The organism is Metabacillus herbersteinensis (assembly GCF_042433335.1).
Lineage (GTDB): Bacteria > Bacillota > Bacilli > Bacillales > Bacillaceae > Metabacillus > Metabacillus herbersteinensis.
In genome coordinates this window covers 26532-46616 of record NZ_JBHLVO010000003.1, presented here as the reverse complement: position 1 = coordinate 46616, position 20085 = coordinate 26532, and the positions used below count along the sequence as shown (strand labels likewise).

The following is a 20085-nucleotide window of genomic DNA, read 5'->3' as shown; positions in this document are numbered from 1 at the left end:
TTCACCTGATGTTTTTTAACTCGTATGTATACCTTCATCTAGTATATATTCGCTAACAATTAGCTTCTTCCTTTTAATCAATGGAATTTCTTATGAAATAATATGGAACAAAAGCGCAAGCGCCTTGGTTAGCCCCGACAAGCATAAGGCGATTCTAAATAGAAGGCGTTCTTTGCCTTCAATTTAGAATTGACTTATGACCTCGAGGTAGTTACAACCGCGACGTCCTGTCGCTGTAACTGCACTAGCACGTCGTGTGCGTCGGGGTTAGGCGCTGGCAGTCAAAGACGCGACGTCAATCGCCATGACTGCACTAGCACGTCCTGTGCGTCGGAGCTGGATGCAGAAACGTTATCCACAGTTCAAAAAATTTATAATTTTCTAAACAATAAAAAAAAGAGAGCAATACTCTGCTCCCTCATCTTAATTACACCTTGCTTTGAAGCTGGCGATCCAATATAAACGTTCCAAACGGAATAAGGGATGCAATTACCGCCCAAATGCCCCATAAAATGGACCAACGTTTTGCAAATTTTACATATACGGCTGCTAAAACAAAGGTAACAAACAAAAAGCCATGAGCAGCTCCAACGACCGATACAGCCATCGGAAGGTCGAAGAAATACTTTAATGGCATTGCGATAAATAGTAATAATAGATAGGAAATTCCCTCAAGTAGTCCAACAACTCGTAAACGTCCAACAGGCGTTTTTAGCATTGTTTCAGCTCCATTTAGTTAGGATATTTTACATTATACTGTTCATTCATTATTTTTAGACGGACAAACCTTGACAATTTGATTACATTTTCAGACTACACTATCTTAAATCCCTAAACACTATCAGCTATCCATTCTAATTATAATACATGAGTACTAAAATTTTGGTAAACATATATACAAAGAACATCTTTAGAAGCAATAGCTGAGGTGAGGAAGTTTGCATCTATTTTCATGGATTATGATGATTTTAGCAGTCTGGCGATGGGGTAATTGGAGGAATTGGCAAAATTATTACCCAACTATGCTATATATTTCGTCCTTAAATTTACTCTATAACTTGCTATGCTCAAATTTTATGCTCTGGGAATACCAACCGGTTTGGCTTTTAGATACACACCCTCACAATATTGACCTTGGCTATACGTTTATCTTCCTCCCAAGTTTAGCACTATTGTTTTTATCTAATTTGCCTGAGAAAAAACCAAACTTGTCTAAACTAGCTTATTTTTTTATGTGGACGACCCTTTCAATTCTTTGGGAATTAGCTCATTACTCTCTAAAGGGCATAAAGTATGATCATGGTTGGACTATTTTTTACTCGTATGCCTTTTATTGGATTATGTATCCAACCTTGTTGCTCCACTTTAAAAAGCCTCTCTATGCCATACTACTTTCAATTCCAATTATTATTTTTTTGCTATGGCATTTTAAAGTCCCGTTTCACTTAGCACCTTTAAAAAGAAGTTAAGGCTCGAGAAAGTTCTTACTCAACTTTCGCATATAGAAAAACTTAATGAACACTTGATAAATCTGGGTAGAGATTGATAATCATGATTTTTAGTTAGTTATTCACCATTTTTACTGCAATTAATTAGTTGTTCTTCAAAAAACAACGGCAAGAAACCAGACTGTAAGCGTTTCTTCAAGAAAGCTTTGCGGTCTTTTCATGGTTTCAACCCGTCATTCAAAGTTGGTGGTCTATTCTGAACCAGAACCACTTGAATTAGTACACTGGCGTACAATAACCTATATAATTCATATTATTCCCTCTAACAATATGATCATATCTAGACCGAATTTCCTTAGTAATTGGACCTTCAAGACCTTTTCCTATGACTCTACGGTCTATTTGGATAATAGGTTTTATACCGATTGCTGTACCTGTAAAAAATACTTCATCAGCTGAATATAGCTCAGTTCTTGATAAGCTCTTTTCAAAAATAGGTAACTTTAATTCATGATTGACTAATCGCATAACAGTATCACGGGTAATTCCTGCAAGAATATCATCTGAAATGGGAGGAGTTATCAATTGTTTATTCTTAACGATAAAAATGTTCTCAGTTGCTCCTTCACTCACATTTCCATCTTTTGTTAGAAAAATAGCTTCATCAAAACCATTTAACTTTGCTTCTGTAGATGCTAATGCAGAATTTAAATAACCCCCTGTAGGCTTTGTTTGGGGAGGAATCATATTGCTACCTATCCGTGTCCAAGAAGAAACACTAACTTTTAGAGCCGGTTTTGAAATGTAACTTATATCTGTGCAATAAATAAATACTCGATTAAAAGAACTCGATAAATCAGGGTGCAACGTATTTTCGCCATTAATGCAGATGGGGCGGATATAGACATCTTCTCGAATAGAGTTTATTTTTAATAAATGGATCGTCCAACGGAATAAATCCATCGATGAATAAGGGATTCGTAGATTCAAAGAATTCCCAGACTCATAGAATCGTTTATAGTGATCGAAGAGTCGAAAAACAAATAATTGTTTTTGGCTCTCATTCCAAAAGGCTCTTATCCCCTCGAAACATCCCAAGCCATAGTTTAATCCTTTATTTCTTACACTAACCGAAACCTCTGATTCATCTAAAAATCTCCCTTGATCAAAGATATACACGATATCAACACCCCAATAAATATGATTTTCTTATATGTATAAACGAATATTCAAATATATTCACCACTGCAAGATTTTAACTATATACGTAAGGAAATTTATTTCAGATATAGAACCTTTAACAGAACTGTTAAATTACTTTCTCACCTTTTATTGTTTATGGAAATGTGTTTTATAGATACTATTTAGAAAGCGTTTTATTCAAAATATCCAAAATTTAAAATTGACTGAAAAGTAAAATTATATTATATTCTAATAACATAATATATTTCAAATTTCGAAACATTTAATGAAAGTGAAGGTGATTTTATGTCACAGATGCTAGCTTTAGTGATTATTATTCTTATTTTATTTATTGGGGACCTCGTTGCTGTTCGAACAAAAGCGTGGATACCTTCTATTTTCGTCTGCGCAGTCCTATTTCTCCTAGGGTATTGGACGTTCTTTCCAAAAGATATTGTAGCATTGGCAGGTGTACCACCGGTCGTTGCGACTATGATGATGTACTTATTAATCACAAATATGGGCACTTTGTTGTCCATTCAGGAATTGAAAAATCAATGGAAGACGATTGTAATTGCCGTCTCAGGTATTTTAGGAATTATCGCTATATTATTCGGTATTGGAACATTTCTTTTCGGCTATGAGACAATCATCGTTGCAATTCCACCTTTAGTGGGTGGCGTAGTATCTGCATTAATCATGTCAGAAGGTGCAAAGGAAGCTGGTCTCGTTTCATTATCCGTGTTTGCAATTGTCATCTATGTTATGCAAGGATTTGCCGGGTATCCACTAACCTCAATCATGTTGAAAAAAGAGGGTAAAAGACTTCTTGAGCAATATCGTAACGGACATTTGACAATAAAAAAATCGGAAAATACAGCTTCCTTAGAAAATGGAAAGACTGAACTTAAGCTATTTAAAAATATGCCCGAGAAATACAACACTGATTTCTTTAAGTTTTTCAGACTGGCATTTGTAGGATATCTTGCATACCTTGTTTCTACTCTATTAGCGCCAATTGTGACAGTTAGCCCGTTTGTTCTCTGCTTATTGTTCGGGGTTATCTCCACAAGTATCGGTTTTCTAGAAAAACAGGTTTTACAAAAGGCTAACGGTTTCGGATTTGCCTTAATGGCTCTTATGCTCTTCATTTTTGACGGGATGAAACAGGCGACACCAAGTATGATGCTTGAGATCCTTTATCCTCTTGTCGGTTGTATTGTTTTAGCAGTCATCGGTATGTATTTATTCTCATTCATAGTAGGTAAAATTTTAAAAGTAAGCAAAGAAATGGCATTCGCTGTTTCGTTGACTGCATTATATGGATTTCCAGCTGACTACATCATCACTGCCGAAGTCATCAAGTCATTAACAGATGATGAGAAAGAAAGAGAGCTGCTAACTAGCCATATGCTGCCGCCAATGCTTGTCGGTGGTTTCATAACGGTCACGATCGTGTCGGTCATATTAGCCGGTTTCTTTGTAGGGTTATTGTGAAAAATGGAGGGGAACTAGTATGAACAGGGTTCAAGAACAAATTGAAAAACATATTCACGCATTGAGTAAATTTACATCAACACCTCAAAAAGGGGTCACACGGCTTACTTATAGCAATGAAGATCTACAGGCACGTAATTATATAAAAAAAACAATGAAGGAGTACGGTCTGAATGTGTGGGAAGATGGTTTTGGCAATATCTTCGGCAAGCTTGAAGGTACTTTAAAAAATGCGCCTAGCGTTCTAATCGGTTCACATTTTGACTCTGTCCCAAATGGAGGTGCCTATGATGGTCCTGCAGGTGTAGTGGCGGGACTTGAAGTAGCTTCCCTCTTTTCCAAAAATAAATTAACACCGAAATACCCATTGGAAATCGTTGCACTTGTAGAAGAAGAGGGAGCGAGATTTGGCGGCGGACTGATGGGATCAAGAGGAATGGTCGGATTACTTTCTGAAGAAGATTTTAAAAACCTTAAAGATAAGGACGGCCTCTCCACTGAAGAAGAGATGGAAAAAATCGGGCTTAATACGTCTCTTCCAAAAGTAAGAGATCCAAAAACAATGAAGGCATTCCTAGAATTGCATATTGAACAAGGACCAATCCTTGAGGAAAAAAATATTCCGATTGGAGTGGTAGAAGCAATCGTAGGTTTGACCCAACTGGAAGTGACAGTAAAAGGGCAAGCAGGGCATGCGGGTACAACTCCGATGGATCGCCGGTCTGATGCCTTAGTCACCGCTGCAAAGATCCTTGCTCAATTGTCAGATCTTGCAATTGATGAAGGAGAAGGAACGGTTATAACGGCCGGCCGTCTCAATGTATTTCCAAACGGTGCAAATATCATCCCGGAAAAAACCGTATTCACAGTGGACATCAGATCAGGCAAAGAAGAAAACGTAAGGAATGTTATTCGTAAAACAAAGGAACTGGTTCAGTCATATAGTGAAAATGGGATTCACACATCAATTGAACAACTTTTATATATTCAGCCAAAAGCCTTGAATAAAGACATTCGTTCCCTTTTGAAGCAACAAAGCAGTCAATTGGAAATTCCGTACTGTTCCATCAACAGCGGTGCAGGTCACGACGCCATGGTCTTTTCTGATTTTACGGATGTAGGTATGATTTTCGTTCCAAGTAAAGATGGACTCAGCCATTGTCCAGAAGAATGGTCAGACTCACGCCATTTGGCAAATGCTGTCCAAATTCTATATGAAGCAGCCAAGAACTTAACGGAGGTGGATTCGAATTGATTCATAAAAAAATAAAAGAAGCAATTCAAAACTATAGTGAAGAACTGACAGAATTACGCAGAATGTTCCATAGCGAGCCGGAATTATCATGGGAGGAGGAGAACACTACTGCATTTATATGTGAGTATCTCGAAAACCTAGGAATATCATACCGAAGAACAAAACCGACCGGTGTCATTGCAAATATAATCGGCGGAAAGCCAGGTAAAACCGTAGCTTTAAGGGGAGACATGGACGCATTATCAGTTGAACAGATTAAAAAAAATTTACCATACGCATCTAGGGAAGATGGGAAAATGCATGCGTGCGGCCACGATGCACATACTGCAATGCTGCTTATCGCAGCCAAAGCACTAAATAAAATCAAAGATGAGTTGCCAGGAAATGTCCGGTTATTGTTTCAACCTGCCGAAGAAATTGCAGAAGGCGCAAGAGAAATGGTGAAACAGGGGGCTGTTGAAGGTGTTGATAATGTCTTCGGCATTCATATATGGTCACAGATGCCAACGCACAAAGTTTCATGTACACCAGGACCTTCTTTTGCTTCAGCGGATTTATTTAAAGTGACTTTCAAAGGAAAAGGAGGACACGGCGCTATGCCTGAGGATTGTATCGATGCGGCAATCGTTGCCTCCTCTTTCGTCATGAATGTACAAGCTATCGTATCAAGAACGATAGACCCCAAAAACCCTGCTGTTCTTACAGTAGGAAAAATGGTTGTCGGCACACGATTTAATGTCATTGCGGAAAATGCGGTTATCGAAGGCACTGTCCGTTGTTTCGACCCTGACACGCGCGATCATATTGAAAGACAGATCCAGCATTATTCTGAAAATGTGGCAGGATTATACGGTGCAAGTGCAACGGTTGAATACACCCGTGGAACCCGAGCTGTGATCAATGATGAATACAGCGCCAAATTAGTCCAAAAGGTTGCTACAGAAGCATTCGGCGAGGACATCTTATATAATGAAAAGCCAACAATGGGTGGCGAAGATTTCAGCTTCTTTCTGGAAGAAGTACCCGGCAGTTTCGCTCTCGTAGGAAGTGGCAATCCCGAAAAGGATACGAAATGGTCGCATCACCACGGCAAATTCAACATTGACGAGGACGCTCTGGCTACAGGAGCCGAACTATACGCTCAATATGCCTGGACTTATCTGACCGAATAAAAGGTCAAAAATAGTAGAGTACCTAAAATGATTATTTAATGGATTTTCCTAATGTAAAAATAATCCCTTTGAACAATAATTAAAGACTGATTTTCCCTTTATCAAATGGAAAATCAGTCTTTATTGGTCATGGCCCAAGCCTTACAGTGTATGAGGTTAACCCTTTCTTTCAATTGCCCCAGGAGGCTTTTCCATCCAACCACGGTCAATCATAATATTTACTCCATCTTCAGAATATGCCATCACCTCTGTTAAGAGTTTAGAATAATTAGCAGCTAAATCTCTTCTCATAGTAACAGACAAAGCATGTCCAAAATACGTAAAACTCGTAGCATTTAAAGAGGTAATCAAAAACATGATCAATTTTTCAGTAAACGGAGATACCTTTGAATCCGTCACTTCCATTTCAACTGGAACTGTACCTAACAAATCTTCTTCTTTCAAAAGGTTATTCAAATACTCAATTTGCTTATTAGCTAAGTCTTTCCCCCTCTTAAGGTATTCTTTGACTTCTTTATCTTCGACGACTTGAATTAAACCATACAACAGGAGTACTCCAAAATAGTTCCTTTCAATGTTAAAAAAAATCTCCGTGAGTTCCAATGAATTTATCGGTCTTCGCTCACCAAACCACCCTGTCAAGAACGATTGTTTTTCTACAAATTCCACCTTATTTGGATAAGGAATTTTTGGAGGGCGGTCATAAATACCTTTTGATAGCATACAGCGTACTGCCGTTTTATAAAGCCCGTTTGTTGAAACAAGAATTTGTGAAAAAAGTTCAAGTACATCATCTCTTGCTACGTTTGAAGTAAAAATTCCATAATTGAATAAACCTATTCTACTCATGCCATATACAAAACTTAACGCATATAAATCGTCAAATAATGCAGGAGCTGAAAGGTTTACATCGCCGTCCGAAAATCCTTGTGGGATCGGAAATTGTTCTTTAGCAAATATATTTTCAATGTAATTCATGTTCGTTTGAGAAAGTTTCAATGCCTCATTTACGATTGAGACGACTTCTTCGTCTTTGAGATGTTGTAAAAAGTGCTTAAAAAAACAGATAGATGCACTATCAAAAATATATGTACTCCATAAGCTGGCTATTTCTGTAGAAGATAACTTGATATCGTAATTTTCCATTAACCATTATCACCCTTTCTAAAAAGAACATTTTTTGTAGGATTAGATATTTTTGTTGAATTTATTCCTAATATTTAGTTGTTTATATTTTGGACTGAACTTTGAGCTTAATTTAACTATTTATTTCCGAGACCAATGTTGATCACTCACACTTGTTTCCGCAAGTTCAAACGTGGTTTTGTATGGTTTAAAGTCAACATGGCGGTTTACCGCGTATAATTCCTCTGGACTGCATAGAAAAAGAGATAAAGCTTCTTTATAAACGTATCGATCGATGTCTTTGGCAACTTCTAAACGCTTCGTTCGATCTGTTTGCATCATCATTTTTTGATAGAGTCTTTCAAATTCTGGTTGCACTGGACCCATTCTAAGCTTCCCATCGGAACCAAAAAATTCACGATGAAAATAGGCGGGGGTGTCTTCTAAAAAGAGTGCTGTTGTGCTTGCTATGAGAACATCCCACGGTGGAGCAATCTTCTTTTCAGCATTCACTCGATCCCACTTTACTTCGTCATCAAAAGGAATAATGAACACCTCCACTCCAACTTGCAAGTTTTTTTCAAGTTGAGATGCGAGGAGACGACAAATGTCTTCGTATTTCTCCTTAACTGCTAGCTTGAGCTTTCTGCCCTCTGGCCATCCTACCTCATTTAAAAGCTGGCGTGCACGAGTTGGATTATGCTCCCTGGCGACTAACTCTTCCGGAAAGTCAAACGCCCAAGGTAAGGTAAGTGCTGGAACCTGCTGAGCATAGCTTTTAAAGCCTTGTTCAATAAGCTCCATTCGATCTACTGCCAAATTAACCGCTAGACGCAAGCGACGGTCATTAAATGGAAGATGTTGTTGAAACTGATTAAAAACTCCTGTTAAAATTTCATTACCTTTTACGTTCATGAGCTTTGCAATTGTTGATGTTTTAACTATACCTGAATCCTTAGGTGATACTTTGGTCACGATATCAACTTGCCCCTCTGTTGTCGTGCAAAGGTGCAGGGCCTCTTTTAGTGTAAGGTCATTACGAAACACAACCGATTTTAGCTTTGGTCCTCGTTTTTTGTTCCAATACTGTTGGTTTGCTTCTAGCAAGACATATGGTGTACGTTCTTCCTTTACTGTTAACCATGTAGCTTGAAATGGTGTGGTCTTAATGAGTGCTGGTATATTAGTAAGTGATGAGTATCCTTTTGAAAGAATAAATGGACCCGTGCCCCACGGGCCAGATTGATCGAGCACTCACCAATGTCCCTCAGCCGTACCAATCTTTGCATACCCAAAGCCGAGCTGCTGCCAAAATTGTAAATTAGCAAAATGGTTGCCACGCATTTTTCCTAAAGCCAATCCATCCCTCTTAGGAAAGTGAAATCGAACTGTGAAATTGTCGACAACCTCTAGGGTTGTTTCCTTAGGAAAGTTCAGCCATGTACCGGGTGGATGAGGAGCGAACCAGCGCTGAAGTTCATCGAAATTCTGTTTCACATTAAGAGCGGAAAACAGTTCAGAATTATGGAATTGTGCATCCTTACGCAACTTCATTTCTAACGTTGTCTCGTCGACCCACTGATAGCTTGCTGCTAAAGACGGGATAACTCTTCCGTCAAAATCAGCTCGAACAGCCTCTTCCATCGTATTAAATAAAATATACAACCAGTTGAATGGGGATGGATCGACGACATTAATGGTTCCAAGTGGCTTGATCAGTAAGGCTTCATCAACTTGAACAAACGTTTGTTTAACCATATTTGACATGACCTCCTTTCTGTTATGACTATTAAAAGCATACTGAGTAGACATTGAAGATATTTCTCTCCTGAATAAGAAAAGCGCAAGGCGCCCGCTTATCGGCGACAAGCATAAGACGAGCCGGCTGGAAGGTTGTTCTTTAACCTTCTGGACGGATTGGCTTATGACCTCGAGCCGATGGCGCCTGGAGCTAGACACAAAAACTAAGTACAAAAAACTTATACTTTCTTATCTTTGAACAAAAGCGCAAGCGCCTTGAACAGCCTTAGGCATAGCATAAGGCGATTCTAAATAGAATGCGTTCTTTGCCTTCAATTTAGAATTGACTTATGAGATAGAGGGGCTAGGCGCTGGCAGTCAAAGACGCGACGTCCTGTCGCATTGACTGCACTAGCACGTCCTGTGCGTCGGAGCTGGATACAGAAATGTTATCCACAGTACAAGAATTTTATAATTTCCTAAACGATTAAAAAATGCCTAGCTACATGATATTCATGTGATAGGCATTTTCTTACTAAATTGATTCTGAAATTTCCTGCGTATTATTTTCCACTTCTGCTCGTTGCTTTTTTGCTTTTTTAAAGTGTAGCAGTTCATAAACGACTGGAATGACGACTAGTGTTAAAAGTGTTGCAACACTTAGTCCACCGATTACAACAATCGCTAAGCTTGCTGATACAAGGTTTCCTGTTTCTGCTTCTTTAAATAGCAATGGAAGCATCGCACAAATCGTTGCAATTGCCGTCATTAGGATTGGACGCATCCTGGTTGTTGCTGCCTCGACGATCGCATCACGGATGATCATTGTTTGTTCATTCTGTCTAACACGGTCGAGTAACACAATTGCATTCGTCACAACGATTCCGATTAACATTAACGCACCAAGTAATGCAGTTATGTCGACTGAGATTCCACTTATTAGCAATCCTAAAATTGCACCGATCGCTGCTAGTGGTAATGAGAACAGAATCGCAATTGGAGCGCGAACCGTTTTAAAGGTAATAATCATAATCAAAAAGACAATTCCGATTGACGCAAGCATCGTCATAAATAAATCTGTGAATTCGTCCTCTTGGTCAACACTTGCTCCACCTACAAGGACTTGCACACCCTCTGGTACGTCTATTCCTTCTGTTTCTTTATCACCTAACACGTTCGCATTTATTTTTGTTGAGATTTCAGACAACTTGGCTGGATCGACAATTGCCGTAACGCGAGCGTACTGGACGCCTTCTTTATGAAATATATTTGTTGCCTTTTCTTCCATTTCTAAGTTTGCTACGCTCGAGATTGGAACAATACCTGCTTCCGTTTGAATCAGCACCTCATTAATTTCCTTTTCTGTTTCAGGACTCATTAGTGGTTCAATGACAACTGATGTTTGCTGCTCTTCCACTTTAATCGATCCTATTGGTGTTGAATTAAGCATTACGGCTGTTTGTTGTGCAACTTGCTCTGCATTTGCTTTAGAGGGGTCAACGACTAAAGAATAGACAGTTTTCTTTTCCTCATGATTGGTTGAAACCTTTTCAATTCCTTTAATTCCGACTATTTCCGTTTTAACATCACTTGCAACTTTTTCAATTTGCTCCAAGTCATCTCCTAATACATCAATGGTAATCGCTGTTTGTTGACCACCCATGAGTGATTGTTCGCTAACCTCAAGCGTTGCATCGCTATACTCCTTTTTCTGAGTTTCTACCTTAGCAATAAAATCTTCCTCTTTTGCTCCTTCTGCTAGTGTAACCATGAGTGTTGTTTCAGTCGGAGAGCTAACATCCCCATATTTCATCGAGTCTTCCGTATTACCTAGCTGTAAATATGTGCTATCAACATTCTCTTGCATCATCATAAATTTTTCTAGTTCAAGAGATTCCTTTTTTACTTTTTCAATTGGCGTGTTATTCGGATAGCTAAGTGATGCATAAACATAGTCCGATTTAGGCTTTTGAACACTGCCTTTTGGAAGTACTACGTAAGCCGCTATCGAACCTGCAAATAGAAGAAATGCGGTAAGCAAAACGACCCATTTATGATTTAAGGACCATGTTAAGAATCCTTGATATTTCCGAGAAGGTTTTGGCTCTTTTAACTTTGTATTCTTTAAAAGTCCTGCGCTCATTAATGGCACGACAGTAAGTGCTACCAGTAATGAAGCCAGTAATGAATACGTAATGGTTAGGGCAAACGGTAGTAAAAATTCTTGTAACCCACCCTCTAATAATCCCATTGGTAAAAATACTGCCACAGTTGTGAGTGTTGAAGAGGTAATTGCTGTTCCAACTTCCTTCGTCGCTTCGACCACGAGCTTGACTGAAAGCTTTTCTGTTTCTGTTTTTCTAAAAATATTCTCAATCACAACGATGCTATCATCCACTAAACGACCGACAGCAACTGCAACTCCACCAAGCGTTAAAATATTTAAGGTAACACCTGATTGCGCTAATAAAAACAAGGTAAATCCAAGTGACAGTGGAATCGATACAATCGTAATAAACGTAGAGCGGATATTTCTTAAAAAGAGCATAATGACAATTGTTGCAAAAAGTGCACCTAGTAAGACTTCCTTGATCATACTTTGAACAGAGGATTCAACCATTTCTGCCGAAGACAAGAAAATATTCGTCTCTACATCCTTGTATTCTTTATTAATTACTTCTGAAGCCTTTTCTACTTCCTCATTAATTGTGACAACATTGGACTGACTATCCTTCGTTACAACAAACAATAAACCATCTTGACCATTTACACGTGTGTAGTTGTTTTCAGGTTTTTTAACCGTAATTTCGGAAACATCGTCTAATGTTACACTTGGAACGACCGAGATGTCCTTTAATGATTCGAGACTATTCACATCTCCTACTACTTGAATATTACTCGACTTTCCATCAATCGTTTTCTCGCCAACTGATGCTGCAAGGTTTTGCCCTTGTAAGACAGACATGACTTGTTGTATAGAGAGTTGTTTTTCCGTTAATTTTTCCTCATCAATTTGCACCGATACGTAAGACGCTACCGTTCCAAACGTCTGAATGTCAGAAACTCCTTTAATTTCTTTAAAATAAGGTACTAGTTCATCATTCGCAAATTGAATGTTTGCTGGTGTTACACCCTCTTCAAATGAAATTGCCACATAAGAAACTGGAATCATTGATGTGTTTAATTGAACAACGTTTGGCTTCATCACATTTGGAGGAAGTGACAATGAATTCAATGCTTCATCAATTTCTCGCTTTGCTTCCTTTTTATCTGTTTTAGATTCAAAGTGAATATCAATCTTTGAATAGCCATCTCCGGTCGTTGAAAAGACTTCTTTTTTTCCATTAACATTACTTACAGATTTTTCAATTGGTATTGTGACTTGTTCTTCCATCGCGCTGGAGTCCATTCCTTGACCAACTGCAACGACCGATATGAACGGCTGATCAGCAGAAGGCAAGAACTCCATCGGTAGTCTCATATAGCTCAAGACCCCCATTATTAATATAATCATTGATACCAAAGTAACTGCTGCTTTGTTTTTAAACGACCATTTTGTAATCCACGACATCATTATTTCTCCTCTCGGGTCTCATTCATTTATTCTTCTGTTTCATCTTAATCCTTTGAATTATTTTCCATAATGATCTTTGGCCTGAATAGTATGTAAGACTTAAGACCGATATTAACAACTAATTAAAAATCTAAACGGACGGCAAAAAACCTCCCCAACACGTTAGGGAAGTGATGAATATTTAGATATTACTAACAAATCATATGGAAGGTTATTCCATTTTCAACTGATTATTACTACCAATTTTGTCTCTTTCGTAAGGATGTAATATGCGCTAGATGATGTTGACTGTGCCATGCATACATGCCAAGAGCAGTATGTAAATTGGTTTTCACTTGTGTTTCAGGGTGAAAAAAAGCCTTCGTAAAGTCTTGATCAGTCATAGCTTTCAGCAAAATTACCCATCTTGCGTGAAGAGAGTACAGCAAGTTTATTGATAACTGCACATCAGCATCAATTGAATCATTAAGCCCAGCCCACTCACTTTCATTATATGGTTTAATAACAGGTACATTTTCGGTTAAACTGAGCTTGAATCGAATAAACGAATTCATATGACTGTCTGCGAGATGGTGAACCACTTGGCGTACTGTCCATCCGCCTGGACGATAGGTTGTATCCAATTGTTCATTCGTTAAATCAGAAGTAGCTTCTTTTAAAAGCCGTGGAGTTTCCACTAATACTTCAATCCATTTTTGACGATCACTATGCCTTATTTCAATTGGAGCCTCGAATTTACCGATTGGGTATCTCAAATCTTCCATCTCTACTCTCCCCTTTTCGATCATTTTCTGTTTGTGTAAAACATATTCTTCTACCAATTGCTTATTTTCTCCTTTAAATTCTCATCGAAGTAATCAATTGTTTCTCGGTCTGAATTTGTTGGGAGATAAAAGGATTGTTGATAACTTTCGTGTCCCTTTCCTGTTATCACAACCCAGTCACCCTTTTGACTCATTGCAATCGCCTCTTTAATCGCTAGCGTTCGATCCGGTATAAAGCATCCATTGTCTTTTCCAGTATCCTTTTTTAGCATTTGAAGCTTTCTTATCATTTCCTCTGAAGACTCTGTATTTAAATCATCCATTGTTAAAATATAAAAATCACTTAATTCTGAAGAAATTCTTAGCATCTCCTCCCTCTTTGCTTCATCTCGATCGCCTCGATAACCAAAAAGATGGATAATTCGTTTTGCTTTACACTGTCTTGCTGTTCTTAAACAATGACCAACAGCACTGGCAGTATGTGCATAATCAACGACAACTGTCACATCATTGATTAATTGTATTCGTTCAAAGCGACCTTCTATTCCTTTAAAAGTTGTCAAAGAAGATAGTAGCTTTTCTTCTGAAACACCAAGATTTTTTGCAGCAATAAACGCTAGTAAGCAGTTATAAATATTATGAAGGCCTGGTATGGATAATTGAACCTTGTATTGTGTCTTGTTATCTAGGAATTGAAAAATAGGTGTAGCATCCATGCTTAATTCAGTAAACTGAATGGTACTAGTAGATGACTTCCCTATGGACTGCACTTCTTGTCCCATTCGTTTTAAGTTTGAAATCAGCTTTGAGCCCCAATAGTCATCATCATTTATTACGGCTAAACCATTTTGTTTAAGCATTGTAAACAACGTAGACTTTGTCTGGAAATATTCTTCTAGCGTCCCATGGTAGTCAAGATGGTCATGATCTAAATTTGTAAATAAACATAGATCAAATTGTATGCCCTCTAAACGTTTCTGATCTAATCCATGAGAAGAAACCTCGACAATAATCACCTCATCCTGACTCTGTGAGATAAGCTTATGTAAATCAAGGGAACTTGGAGTAGTGTTTGTAGAAGGTGTAGCTTTTCCGTTAATTATTGTTTGAATCGTCCCGATTAGTGAACATGATATTCCATTTTCTTGGAGAAGATGTTTCAAAAAATAGCTAGTTGTCGTTTTTCCGTTCGTCCCAGTAATCCCAACAATGACCTTTCTCTCTGAAGGATGATCGTAAAAGTGACTTGCTAATCGACCTAGCCATTCTCTACTATCGTCAACTTTTAGATAAGGTACTGAAAGGTTTGCGATCGTTTCTTCTCCCACAATGACAGCTGCTCCAGAGGAAACCGCATCGTTAATAAATTGATGTCCATCTGCTAGGGAGCCCTTTATGGCAACAAAAATAAACCCCGCTTCAACATCTTTGGAATTATTAGCGATCCCTTTAACCTCAATATTCTCAATTTCACCCTGTATATCGAGGGAATGAACGTTATCTTGAAGCAAGTTACGTAATTTCATTGTTGATAGCTCCTTATTCTTGCACCTCATTATTTTTTTACCGTAAATATTCCGTAATGAGTTTATTTTTCCTTTCTTCCATAGCGACTAAACATAAAAGTTGAGCATGGTTGATATTGGAACTAAAATGAATTTTATTTCGTAAGGCGAAAGATTCTCCTAGAAGCTAGTCAAATAGATGGTAATTATGTCGAATGCGTAATATCTCTTAGTAATATCTGGCCATTTTTGTGATATTAACAGGAATTCAGACGAAACATGCCGAAACATCCACCTTACAAAGCTGTGAGGGGGATAAGATGAAAAAGCAACTAATCGCAAGTATAACGAGCTTAGCTATATTGTCAGCAACACCATTTAATGTTCTAGCCACCGACTCTTGGAAAAACGTCAATGTGAACGAAACAAATGTAGAACAGGGTGGTAGCTTATTTAATAGCGAAAACTATGATTTTGTAAAGTACTCACACATTGAAAAGAAACTACAACAAGTAGCAAAAGAAAGCAAACGCGTTACCTATGAAAAAAGTACATATACCTCTTCAAAGGGAGAACCAATGTATGTCGTAACCATCTCTAATCCAGATGCAAAGGGCAAATTCGGATACTATAAAGGCTTACGAAAAAAGATGCTTAAATCACCAGAAAAAGCGCAGGATTTTATTGATAAGCACCCTGATTTAAAAGTACCTGTAATGATTAACGGTTCCATTCATGGAACAGAGTTTATTGGTACAGATGCAGTGCTTCAGCTTATTGAGCGATTTGCGACCCAAAATGATCAAGAAACAAATGCCATTTTAGAAGATCATATTTTAATTTTCAATGTTGTAGCGAACCCGGATGGACGGATTGATGCAACCCGCTTTAATGGAAATGGAATCGATCTAAATCGTGATTTCATTACCCAATCACAAGCAGAAACAAAGCATACAGTAGATTTAATTACAGAATGGAATCCGATGGTCTTTTTAGATTTGCATGGATATGTAAAAGGATATGGTGGCCCCTCAAAGCCTGGCTTAATTGAACCTTGTACCCCACCACATAATCCGAATTATGAATATGATTTATTTTCTAAATGGTCCCTAGACCAAGCAAAATCAATGGAAAGTGAAATCGTTTCACAACGAGATCACTACGAAAATACAAACACAAGCACTTCAAAAGTTGATTATCAAAATATGGAAGGTACCTATATTCCACTACGAGATGATACAGCAGGCTGGGATGATTATCCGCCAATCTTTACTCCAATGTATGCGATGTACCATGGTGCATACGGCTACACACTAGAAGCACCAACCAACGACTGGGATGGAGTAAAGTGGACATATGATGCTGTAATGGGAGCACTAAAGTTTTCAAGTAACAATAAAACTGACATGGTAAAAGACCAAATTGAAATCTTTAAACGTGGTGTAAATTTTGACCACCCATTCCATCAAGAAGGTTTCTTTCCAAAAGCGTACATCTTACCAGAAAACGATCTTGATAATAGTACTCTTCAAAAAGCTGTAAAACACTTACTGGATAATGATATTGAAGTAACCGAAGCGAAAAAAGAGTTTAGCTATAACGGAAAAACGTATCAAGGAGGTTCCTACATTGTCTGGCTAGATCAAGCAAAGGCAGGACTTGCCAATACGATGCTCTGGGATGGCGAAAACATTACCGAAGATACGCCGGCTATGTATGACATCTCGGCTTGGAGTTTACCGGAGCTTTGGGGATTTGAAGCAGTTGAAGTAAATGCTAAAGACTCATTCAGCGTAAAAACATCAAAGGTGACTGCAATACAAACCAAAGGAACACTAAATGGGAACGGCCCATATCTCATTCCTAACAGTTCTGTCCAATCTGTTTCTCTAGCTAATCAGCTCATCAATAAAGGCTTTTCATTAAACCGTGACAATGATGGTAACTTCTATGTGTCAGCTGATGCGAAAAGTGAGCTTTCAAATCTTTTAACAAAAGTCGATGTAACTGTTGATACAAAGATAATTCCAAACGATGCTCAGAAAGTTGGACGACAGGTCGTTACCATTTTAAGAGATGGCGGAATGAACAAATCTCAATCCCACTCGGGCACACATTTAGCACTAAAGCGGCTAGGATTTATTGTGGAGGAACGTACTCCTAGAGAAATTGCTGAAAACGGCATTGGGGATACGGATGTATTCATTTATAATGGAACATCTCGCCTAATTTCCTATCAAAATAGCAATGCAAACAAAGAATTTGGTTTAGAGAATGTTGCTCAATATGAAAAGTTCAAAAAACATATTAATGAATTCGTTGATAACAGTGGTAAATTTGTTGCATTAGGAGCAGGTGGTTCACAAGCTGCCACTCAGCTTGGACTTACAAGTATAGTCACCAAAACTGGCGGCAGTAGTAGTAACGGAATTGTTAAGGTGGACTATAAAGATAGTCCTTTTACAGCCGGTTATCAACAAAATGATCTTGGGTTCGTCTACTACCCAGCTTGGTATTCAAACGTTGGAAGTGCAGAAGTTCTTGCAAATTATGAGGCTACTGAGGATTTCTTCGCAGCTGGTCATTGGAAAGATTATCAACAGGCGCAAGGTCAGCCGGTAATGGTTAAGGATGAAAACGTTCTTCTCGTCGGAATGGAGCCAGGATTCCGCGATCATACGGATTTCCTTTTTAGAATAATTTCGAATGCTGTTTACTCTAAATAGAACTGTGAATTGCCATTTAGCTGAATTAGCTGGATGGCGTTTTTTTATAAACTAGAACACTACTCGTTCTCAATACCGAGATAATACCTTCTTCCTTTTGTTTCCCCTGAGTATGGCATGTTCATGGAAATTAAGATTTTAGAAGCTACTGAAGTTGAGGGCAAGAGAAGAAATTGCGAAGCTCTTGATTCGTAATTGTTGAACTAACTAAGAGGCTGTAATCTTTTATAGCATCGTGATGTGCATCTTTCGACGTAAAAGAGCATGCTGAGCAGGTCCACTTAGATGTTTTTCTGTTCATTGGTATATATTGACACCTGGGACATTGATCACCTTTCAGAAGCTCTGATTCTGAGATCTGAAATTTTTGAAGAATGTCAGGGTTATATGGAGTATTTAGCTTTGTTAGTATACGTGAGGTTTTCCGAATTTCTTTTGATGTGATTTTTTCTTCTGAATATCTTTTACCAAGTTTTCCTAAATGGTTAAGTATATCGTCACTGTGAATGACGCTATTTGAAATATTTATGTGATTGGATGATGTTTTAATTACTGTATACTGATTACTTATAACAACGATTGTTTCAATTGGCAAGTGTGTCAGTCTGTGTTCTTTTAGGTGTTTTGATAATTGGCGTTTTTGTCTTTCAACTTGAGTGATTGGGTTGAGCATACCTGTTTCTTTATCACTTGATATTCGTACAAACTGGTTGGTGTTTGCGTTAAAAAATACAGTTCCTGAAATATTCTTTACTTCAATGATAAGAAAATAGTATGGAGAAATAATCAATAAGTCTAGCTGATAGAAATATTCCTTATTACCCTTCAACCTCAAGTTATTATTGATCGTGTATTTTTTATCGTCAAGAAAACTTAAGTGGTAGTCTAGTGATTTTTCACCGTTGAATCCCGCTAGACTTCTTCCGTGACTTTCTCCACGCTTTCGATGAATTTTCGGAAGCCGTCGCAACAGTGATTCTAATTTCCGAATATATATTGGAACCTTTTGAGTCTTTAAACTCACAACACCACATCCTATGTCATTTTGTATAGTACTTCGGTCTTTAGAAGTGATTTCCTTCATTGTCAGGAGAAAAGTCAGGAAATTCGCAGCGAAGGCTCTTTATTTAGCCAAAATGTGTCATAATCTGTCCAAAATCCAATTAATTAAGCGGAAAAGACAATTATTCTATCGAAAATCAAAATAATCGAGCCAAAGTCCCAAGAAGCTGATCACTCAAATATATAATTTTCAGAATATATTGACATTAACATCTTAATACAATACATTAGTAATCACCATATGAATAAAGTAGTTCGTTAAATTAAGGAGCGTGTAAATGGGCAATTTACAAAGAAAAGTCGCTATTATTACTGGTGCTGGTAGTGGTTTAGGGAAGGAAACGGCTCTTGCCTTTGCAAAGGATGGGACAAATATTGTAATTTGCGGGCGTAATTATTCCAAATTAGAAGAAGTAGAAAACTTGATTAAAGATAAGTATGCTGTTGAGGTTTTGCCTATTCGTGCAGATGTTTCTTCTGAAGCCGATGTTAAAGTGCTAGTCCAGGCAACTCTTGCCAAGTTTAAAGGGATTGATATATTAATAAATAATGCTGCCGTTTTTCAACAATATCGGATTCTTGACAGTCCCCTAGATAGTTGGGACTACCAATTTAATAATAACGCGACAAGTGTTTTTTTAATGATGAGAGAATGTATACCGATTATGAGGGCTCAAAGATCAGGAAAGATCATTAACATTACCTCTGGACTTGTTAGAGAAGGAGCTGCAGGATTTGGTGCTTATGCTGCAAGTAAAGCTGCTGTTGAGGCCTTAACATTTTCTGTTCAAGATGAGGAGCATAAAAATGGTATTCAAGTAGCTTTGTTCAACCCGGGGGTTATGAGCACGAATTTAGCAACAATTGGAGATGATCCCGCCAATGTAGCACCTTATTTGGTTGAAATCGCTCAGTCAAAGGCAAAAAATAAAAAAAGAGTGATGCAATTAGAGGACTTCCAATTTTCCAATCGATAGAACAACAATTTCAAGCGCTACCTCTTATATAGAAAGGCAGAAGTTCTGCCCAATAAAA

Annotated in this window: 15 protein-coding genes; 6 read left to right on the top strand and 9 right to left on the bottom strand. The window is 38.0% G+C overall.

The genetic code is table 11. From position 1 onward, the window contains the following. Positions 1–427 precede the first annotated feature (427 nt). On the bottom strand, positions 428–718 hold the full coding sequence (locus ACFFIX_RS05220) for a DUF3817 domain-containing protein (RefSeq protein ID WP_378931284.1): 291 nt from the start codon (positions 716–718) through the stop codon (positions 428–430). Positions 719–959: 241 nt separating this feature from the next. On the opposite strand from ACFFIX_RS05220, the gene ACFFIX_RS05215 reads away from it, so the two are divergent. Beyond that, positions 960–1469 carry a CBO0543 family protein gene (locus tag ACFFIX_RS05215; RefSeq protein WP_378931917.1) on the top strand — a complete coding sequence of 170 codons (510 nt, stop codon included), beginning with the start codon at positions 960–962 and terminating at the stop codon, positions 1467–1469. Between the two features lie 255 nt (positions 1470–1724). Here the strand turns inward: ACFFIX_RS05215 and ACFFIX_RS05210 are convergent, their stop codons facing one another. Further along, complete coding sequence (locus ACFFIX_RS05210; RefSeq protein WP_378931282.1) at positions 1725–2627, bottom strand: branched-chain amino acid transaminase; 903 nt, start codon at positions 2625–2627, stop codon at positions 1725–1727. A 309-nt stretch (positions 2628–2936) separates the two neighbouring features. Between ACFFIX_RS05210 and ACFFIX_RS05205 the strand changes: the two genes are divergently transcribed. The 3 genes from ACFFIX_RS05205 to ACFFIX_RS05195 are packed head-to-tail and all read left to right on the top strand — an operon-like array spanning position 2937 to position 6554. Next, positions 2937–4127, top strand: a complete 1191-nt coding sequence (locus ACFFIX_RS05205; protein WP_378931280.1) for a hypothetical protein — start codon at positions 2937–2939, stop codon at positions 4125–4127. 19 nt (positions 4128–4146) lie between these two features. Next, positions 4147–5382: a Zn-dependent hydrolase gene (locus tag ACFFIX_RS05200; protein ID WP_378931278.1), complete on the top strand. Its 1236-nt coding sequence runs from the start codon at positions 4147–4149 to the stop codon at positions 5380–5382. Continuing rightward, positions 5379–6554: a M20 family metallopeptidase gene (locus ACFFIX_RS05195; protein WP_378931276.1), complete on the top strand. Its 1176-nt coding sequence runs from the start codon at positions 5379–5381 to the stop codon at positions 6552–6554. The genes ACFFIX_RS05200 and ACFFIX_RS05195 overlap by 4 nt, the downstream gene beginning before the upstream one ends. 156 nt (positions 6555–6710) lie before the next feature. Here ACFFIX_RS05195 and ACFFIX_RS05190 read toward each other — a convergent pair whose 3' ends face one another. The 6 genes from ACFFIX_RS05190 to ACFFIX_RS05165 all read right to left on the bottom strand — a co-directional run bounded on the left by ACFFIX_RS05190 (position 6711) and on the right by ACFFIX_RS05165 (position 15283). Then, entirely contained in the window at positions 6711–7700 is a 990-nt protein-coding gene (locus ACFFIX_RS05190; RefSeq protein WP_378931274.1) for a DUF3231 family protein, read from the bottom strand. Between the two features lie 120 nt (positions 7701–7820). Then, a complete protein-coding gene (locus ACFFIX_RS05185) occupies positions 7821–8933 on the bottom strand; it encodes an ABC transporter substrate-binding protein (protein WP_378931272.1) in 1113 nt (370 codons plus the stop codon). Further along, positions 8934–9437, bottom strand: coding sequence for an ABC transporter substrate-binding protein (locus tag ACFFIX_RS05180; protein WP_378931269.1), 504 nt, complete (start codon positions 9435–9437; stop codon positions 8934–8936). A 517-nt stretch (positions 9438–9954) separates the two neighbouring features. Further along, complete coding sequence (locus ACFFIX_RS05175) at positions 9955–12990, bottom strand: efflux RND transporter permease subunit (RefSeq protein ID WP_378931267.1); 3036 nt, start codon at positions 12988–12990, stop codon at positions 9955–9957. 239 nt (positions 12991–13229) lie between these two features. Continuing rightward, a complete protein-coding gene (locus tag ACFFIX_RS05170; protein ID WP_378931265.1) occupies positions 13230–13757 on the bottom strand; it encodes a YfiT family bacillithiol transferase in 528 nt (175 codons plus the stop codon). Between the two features lie 50 nt (positions 13758–13807). Beyond that, a complete protein-coding gene (locus tag ACFFIX_RS05165) occupies positions 13808–15283 on the bottom strand; it encodes a UDP-N-acetylmuramoyl-L-alanyl-D-glutamate--2,6-diaminopimelate ligase (protein WP_378931263.1) in 1476 nt (491 codons plus the stop codon). A gap of 299 nt (positions 15284–15582) precedes the next feature. Between ACFFIX_RS05165 and ACFFIX_RS05160 the strand changes: the two genes are divergently transcribed. Further along, positions 15583–17988 (top strand): M14 family zinc carboxypeptidase, encoded by a 2406-nt coding sequence (locus tag ACFFIX_RS05160; RefSeq protein ID WP_378931260.1) that lies wholly within the window; start codon positions 15583–15585, stop codon positions 17986–17988. Positions 17989–18133: 145 nt separating this feature from the next. On the opposite strand, the gene ACFFIX_RS05155 is transcribed toward ACFFIX_RS05160, so the two are convergent. Next, entirely contained in the window at positions 18134–19012 is an 879-nt protein-coding gene (locus tag ACFFIX_RS05155; protein ID WP_378931258.1) for a nuclease-related domain-containing protein, read from the bottom strand. Between the two features lie 316 nt (positions 19013–19328). Here ACFFIX_RS05155 and ACFFIX_RS05150 point away from each other — a divergent pair, with 316 nt between their 5' ends. Continuing rightward, positions 19329–20027 (top strand): SDR family NAD(P)-dependent oxidoreductase, encoded by a 699-nt coding sequence (locus tag ACFFIX_RS05150; protein ID WP_378931256.1) that lies wholly within the window; start codon positions 19329–19331, stop codon positions 20025–20027. Positions 20028–20085 lie beyond the last annotated feature (58 nt).

Coding starts and splice junctions, on each gene's coding strand:
- ACFFIX_RS05215 (WP_378931917.1), top strand. CDS start 960: ATGATGATTTTAGCAGTCTGGCGATGGGGTAATTGGAGGAATTGGCAA.
- ACFFIX_RS05160 (WP_378931260.1), top strand. CDS start 15,583: ATGAAAAAGCAACTAATCGCAAGTATAACGAGCTTAGCTATATTGTCA.
- ACFFIX_RS05200 (WP_378931278.1), top strand. CDS start 4,147: ATGAACAGGGTTCAAGAACAAATTGAAAAACATATTCACGCATTGAGT.
- ACFFIX_RS05190 (WP_378931274.1), bottom strand. CDS start 7,700: ATGGAAAATTACGATATCAAGTTATCTTCTACAGAAATAGCCAGCTTA.
- ACFFIX_RS05170 (WP_378931265.1), bottom strand. CDS start 13,757: ATGGAAGATTTGAGATACCCAATCGGTAAATTCGAGGCTCCAATTGAA.
- ACFFIX_RS05180 (WP_378931269.1), bottom strand. CDS start 9,437: ATGGTTAAACAAACGTTTGTTCAAGTTGATGAAGCCTTACTGATCAAG.
- ACFFIX_RS05220 (WP_378931284.1), bottom strand. CDS start 718: ATGCTAAAAACGCCTGTTGGACGTTTACGAGTTGTTGGACTACTTGAG.
- ACFFIX_RS05165 (WP_378931263.1), bottom strand. CDS start 15,283: ATGAAATTACGTAACTTGCTTCAAGATAACGTTCATTCCCTCGATATA.
- ACFFIX_RS05205 (WP_378931280.1), top strand. CDS start 2,937: ATGTCACAGATGCTAGCTTTAGTGATTATTATTCTTATTTTATTTATT.
- ACFFIX_RS05175 (WP_378931267.1), bottom strand. CDS start 12,990: ATGTCGTGGATTACAAAATGGTCGTTTAAAAACAAAGCAGCAGTTACT.
- ACFFIX_RS05150 (WP_378931256.1), top strand. CDS start 19,329: ATGGGCAATTTACAAAGAAAAGTCGCTATTATTACTGGTGCTGGTAGT.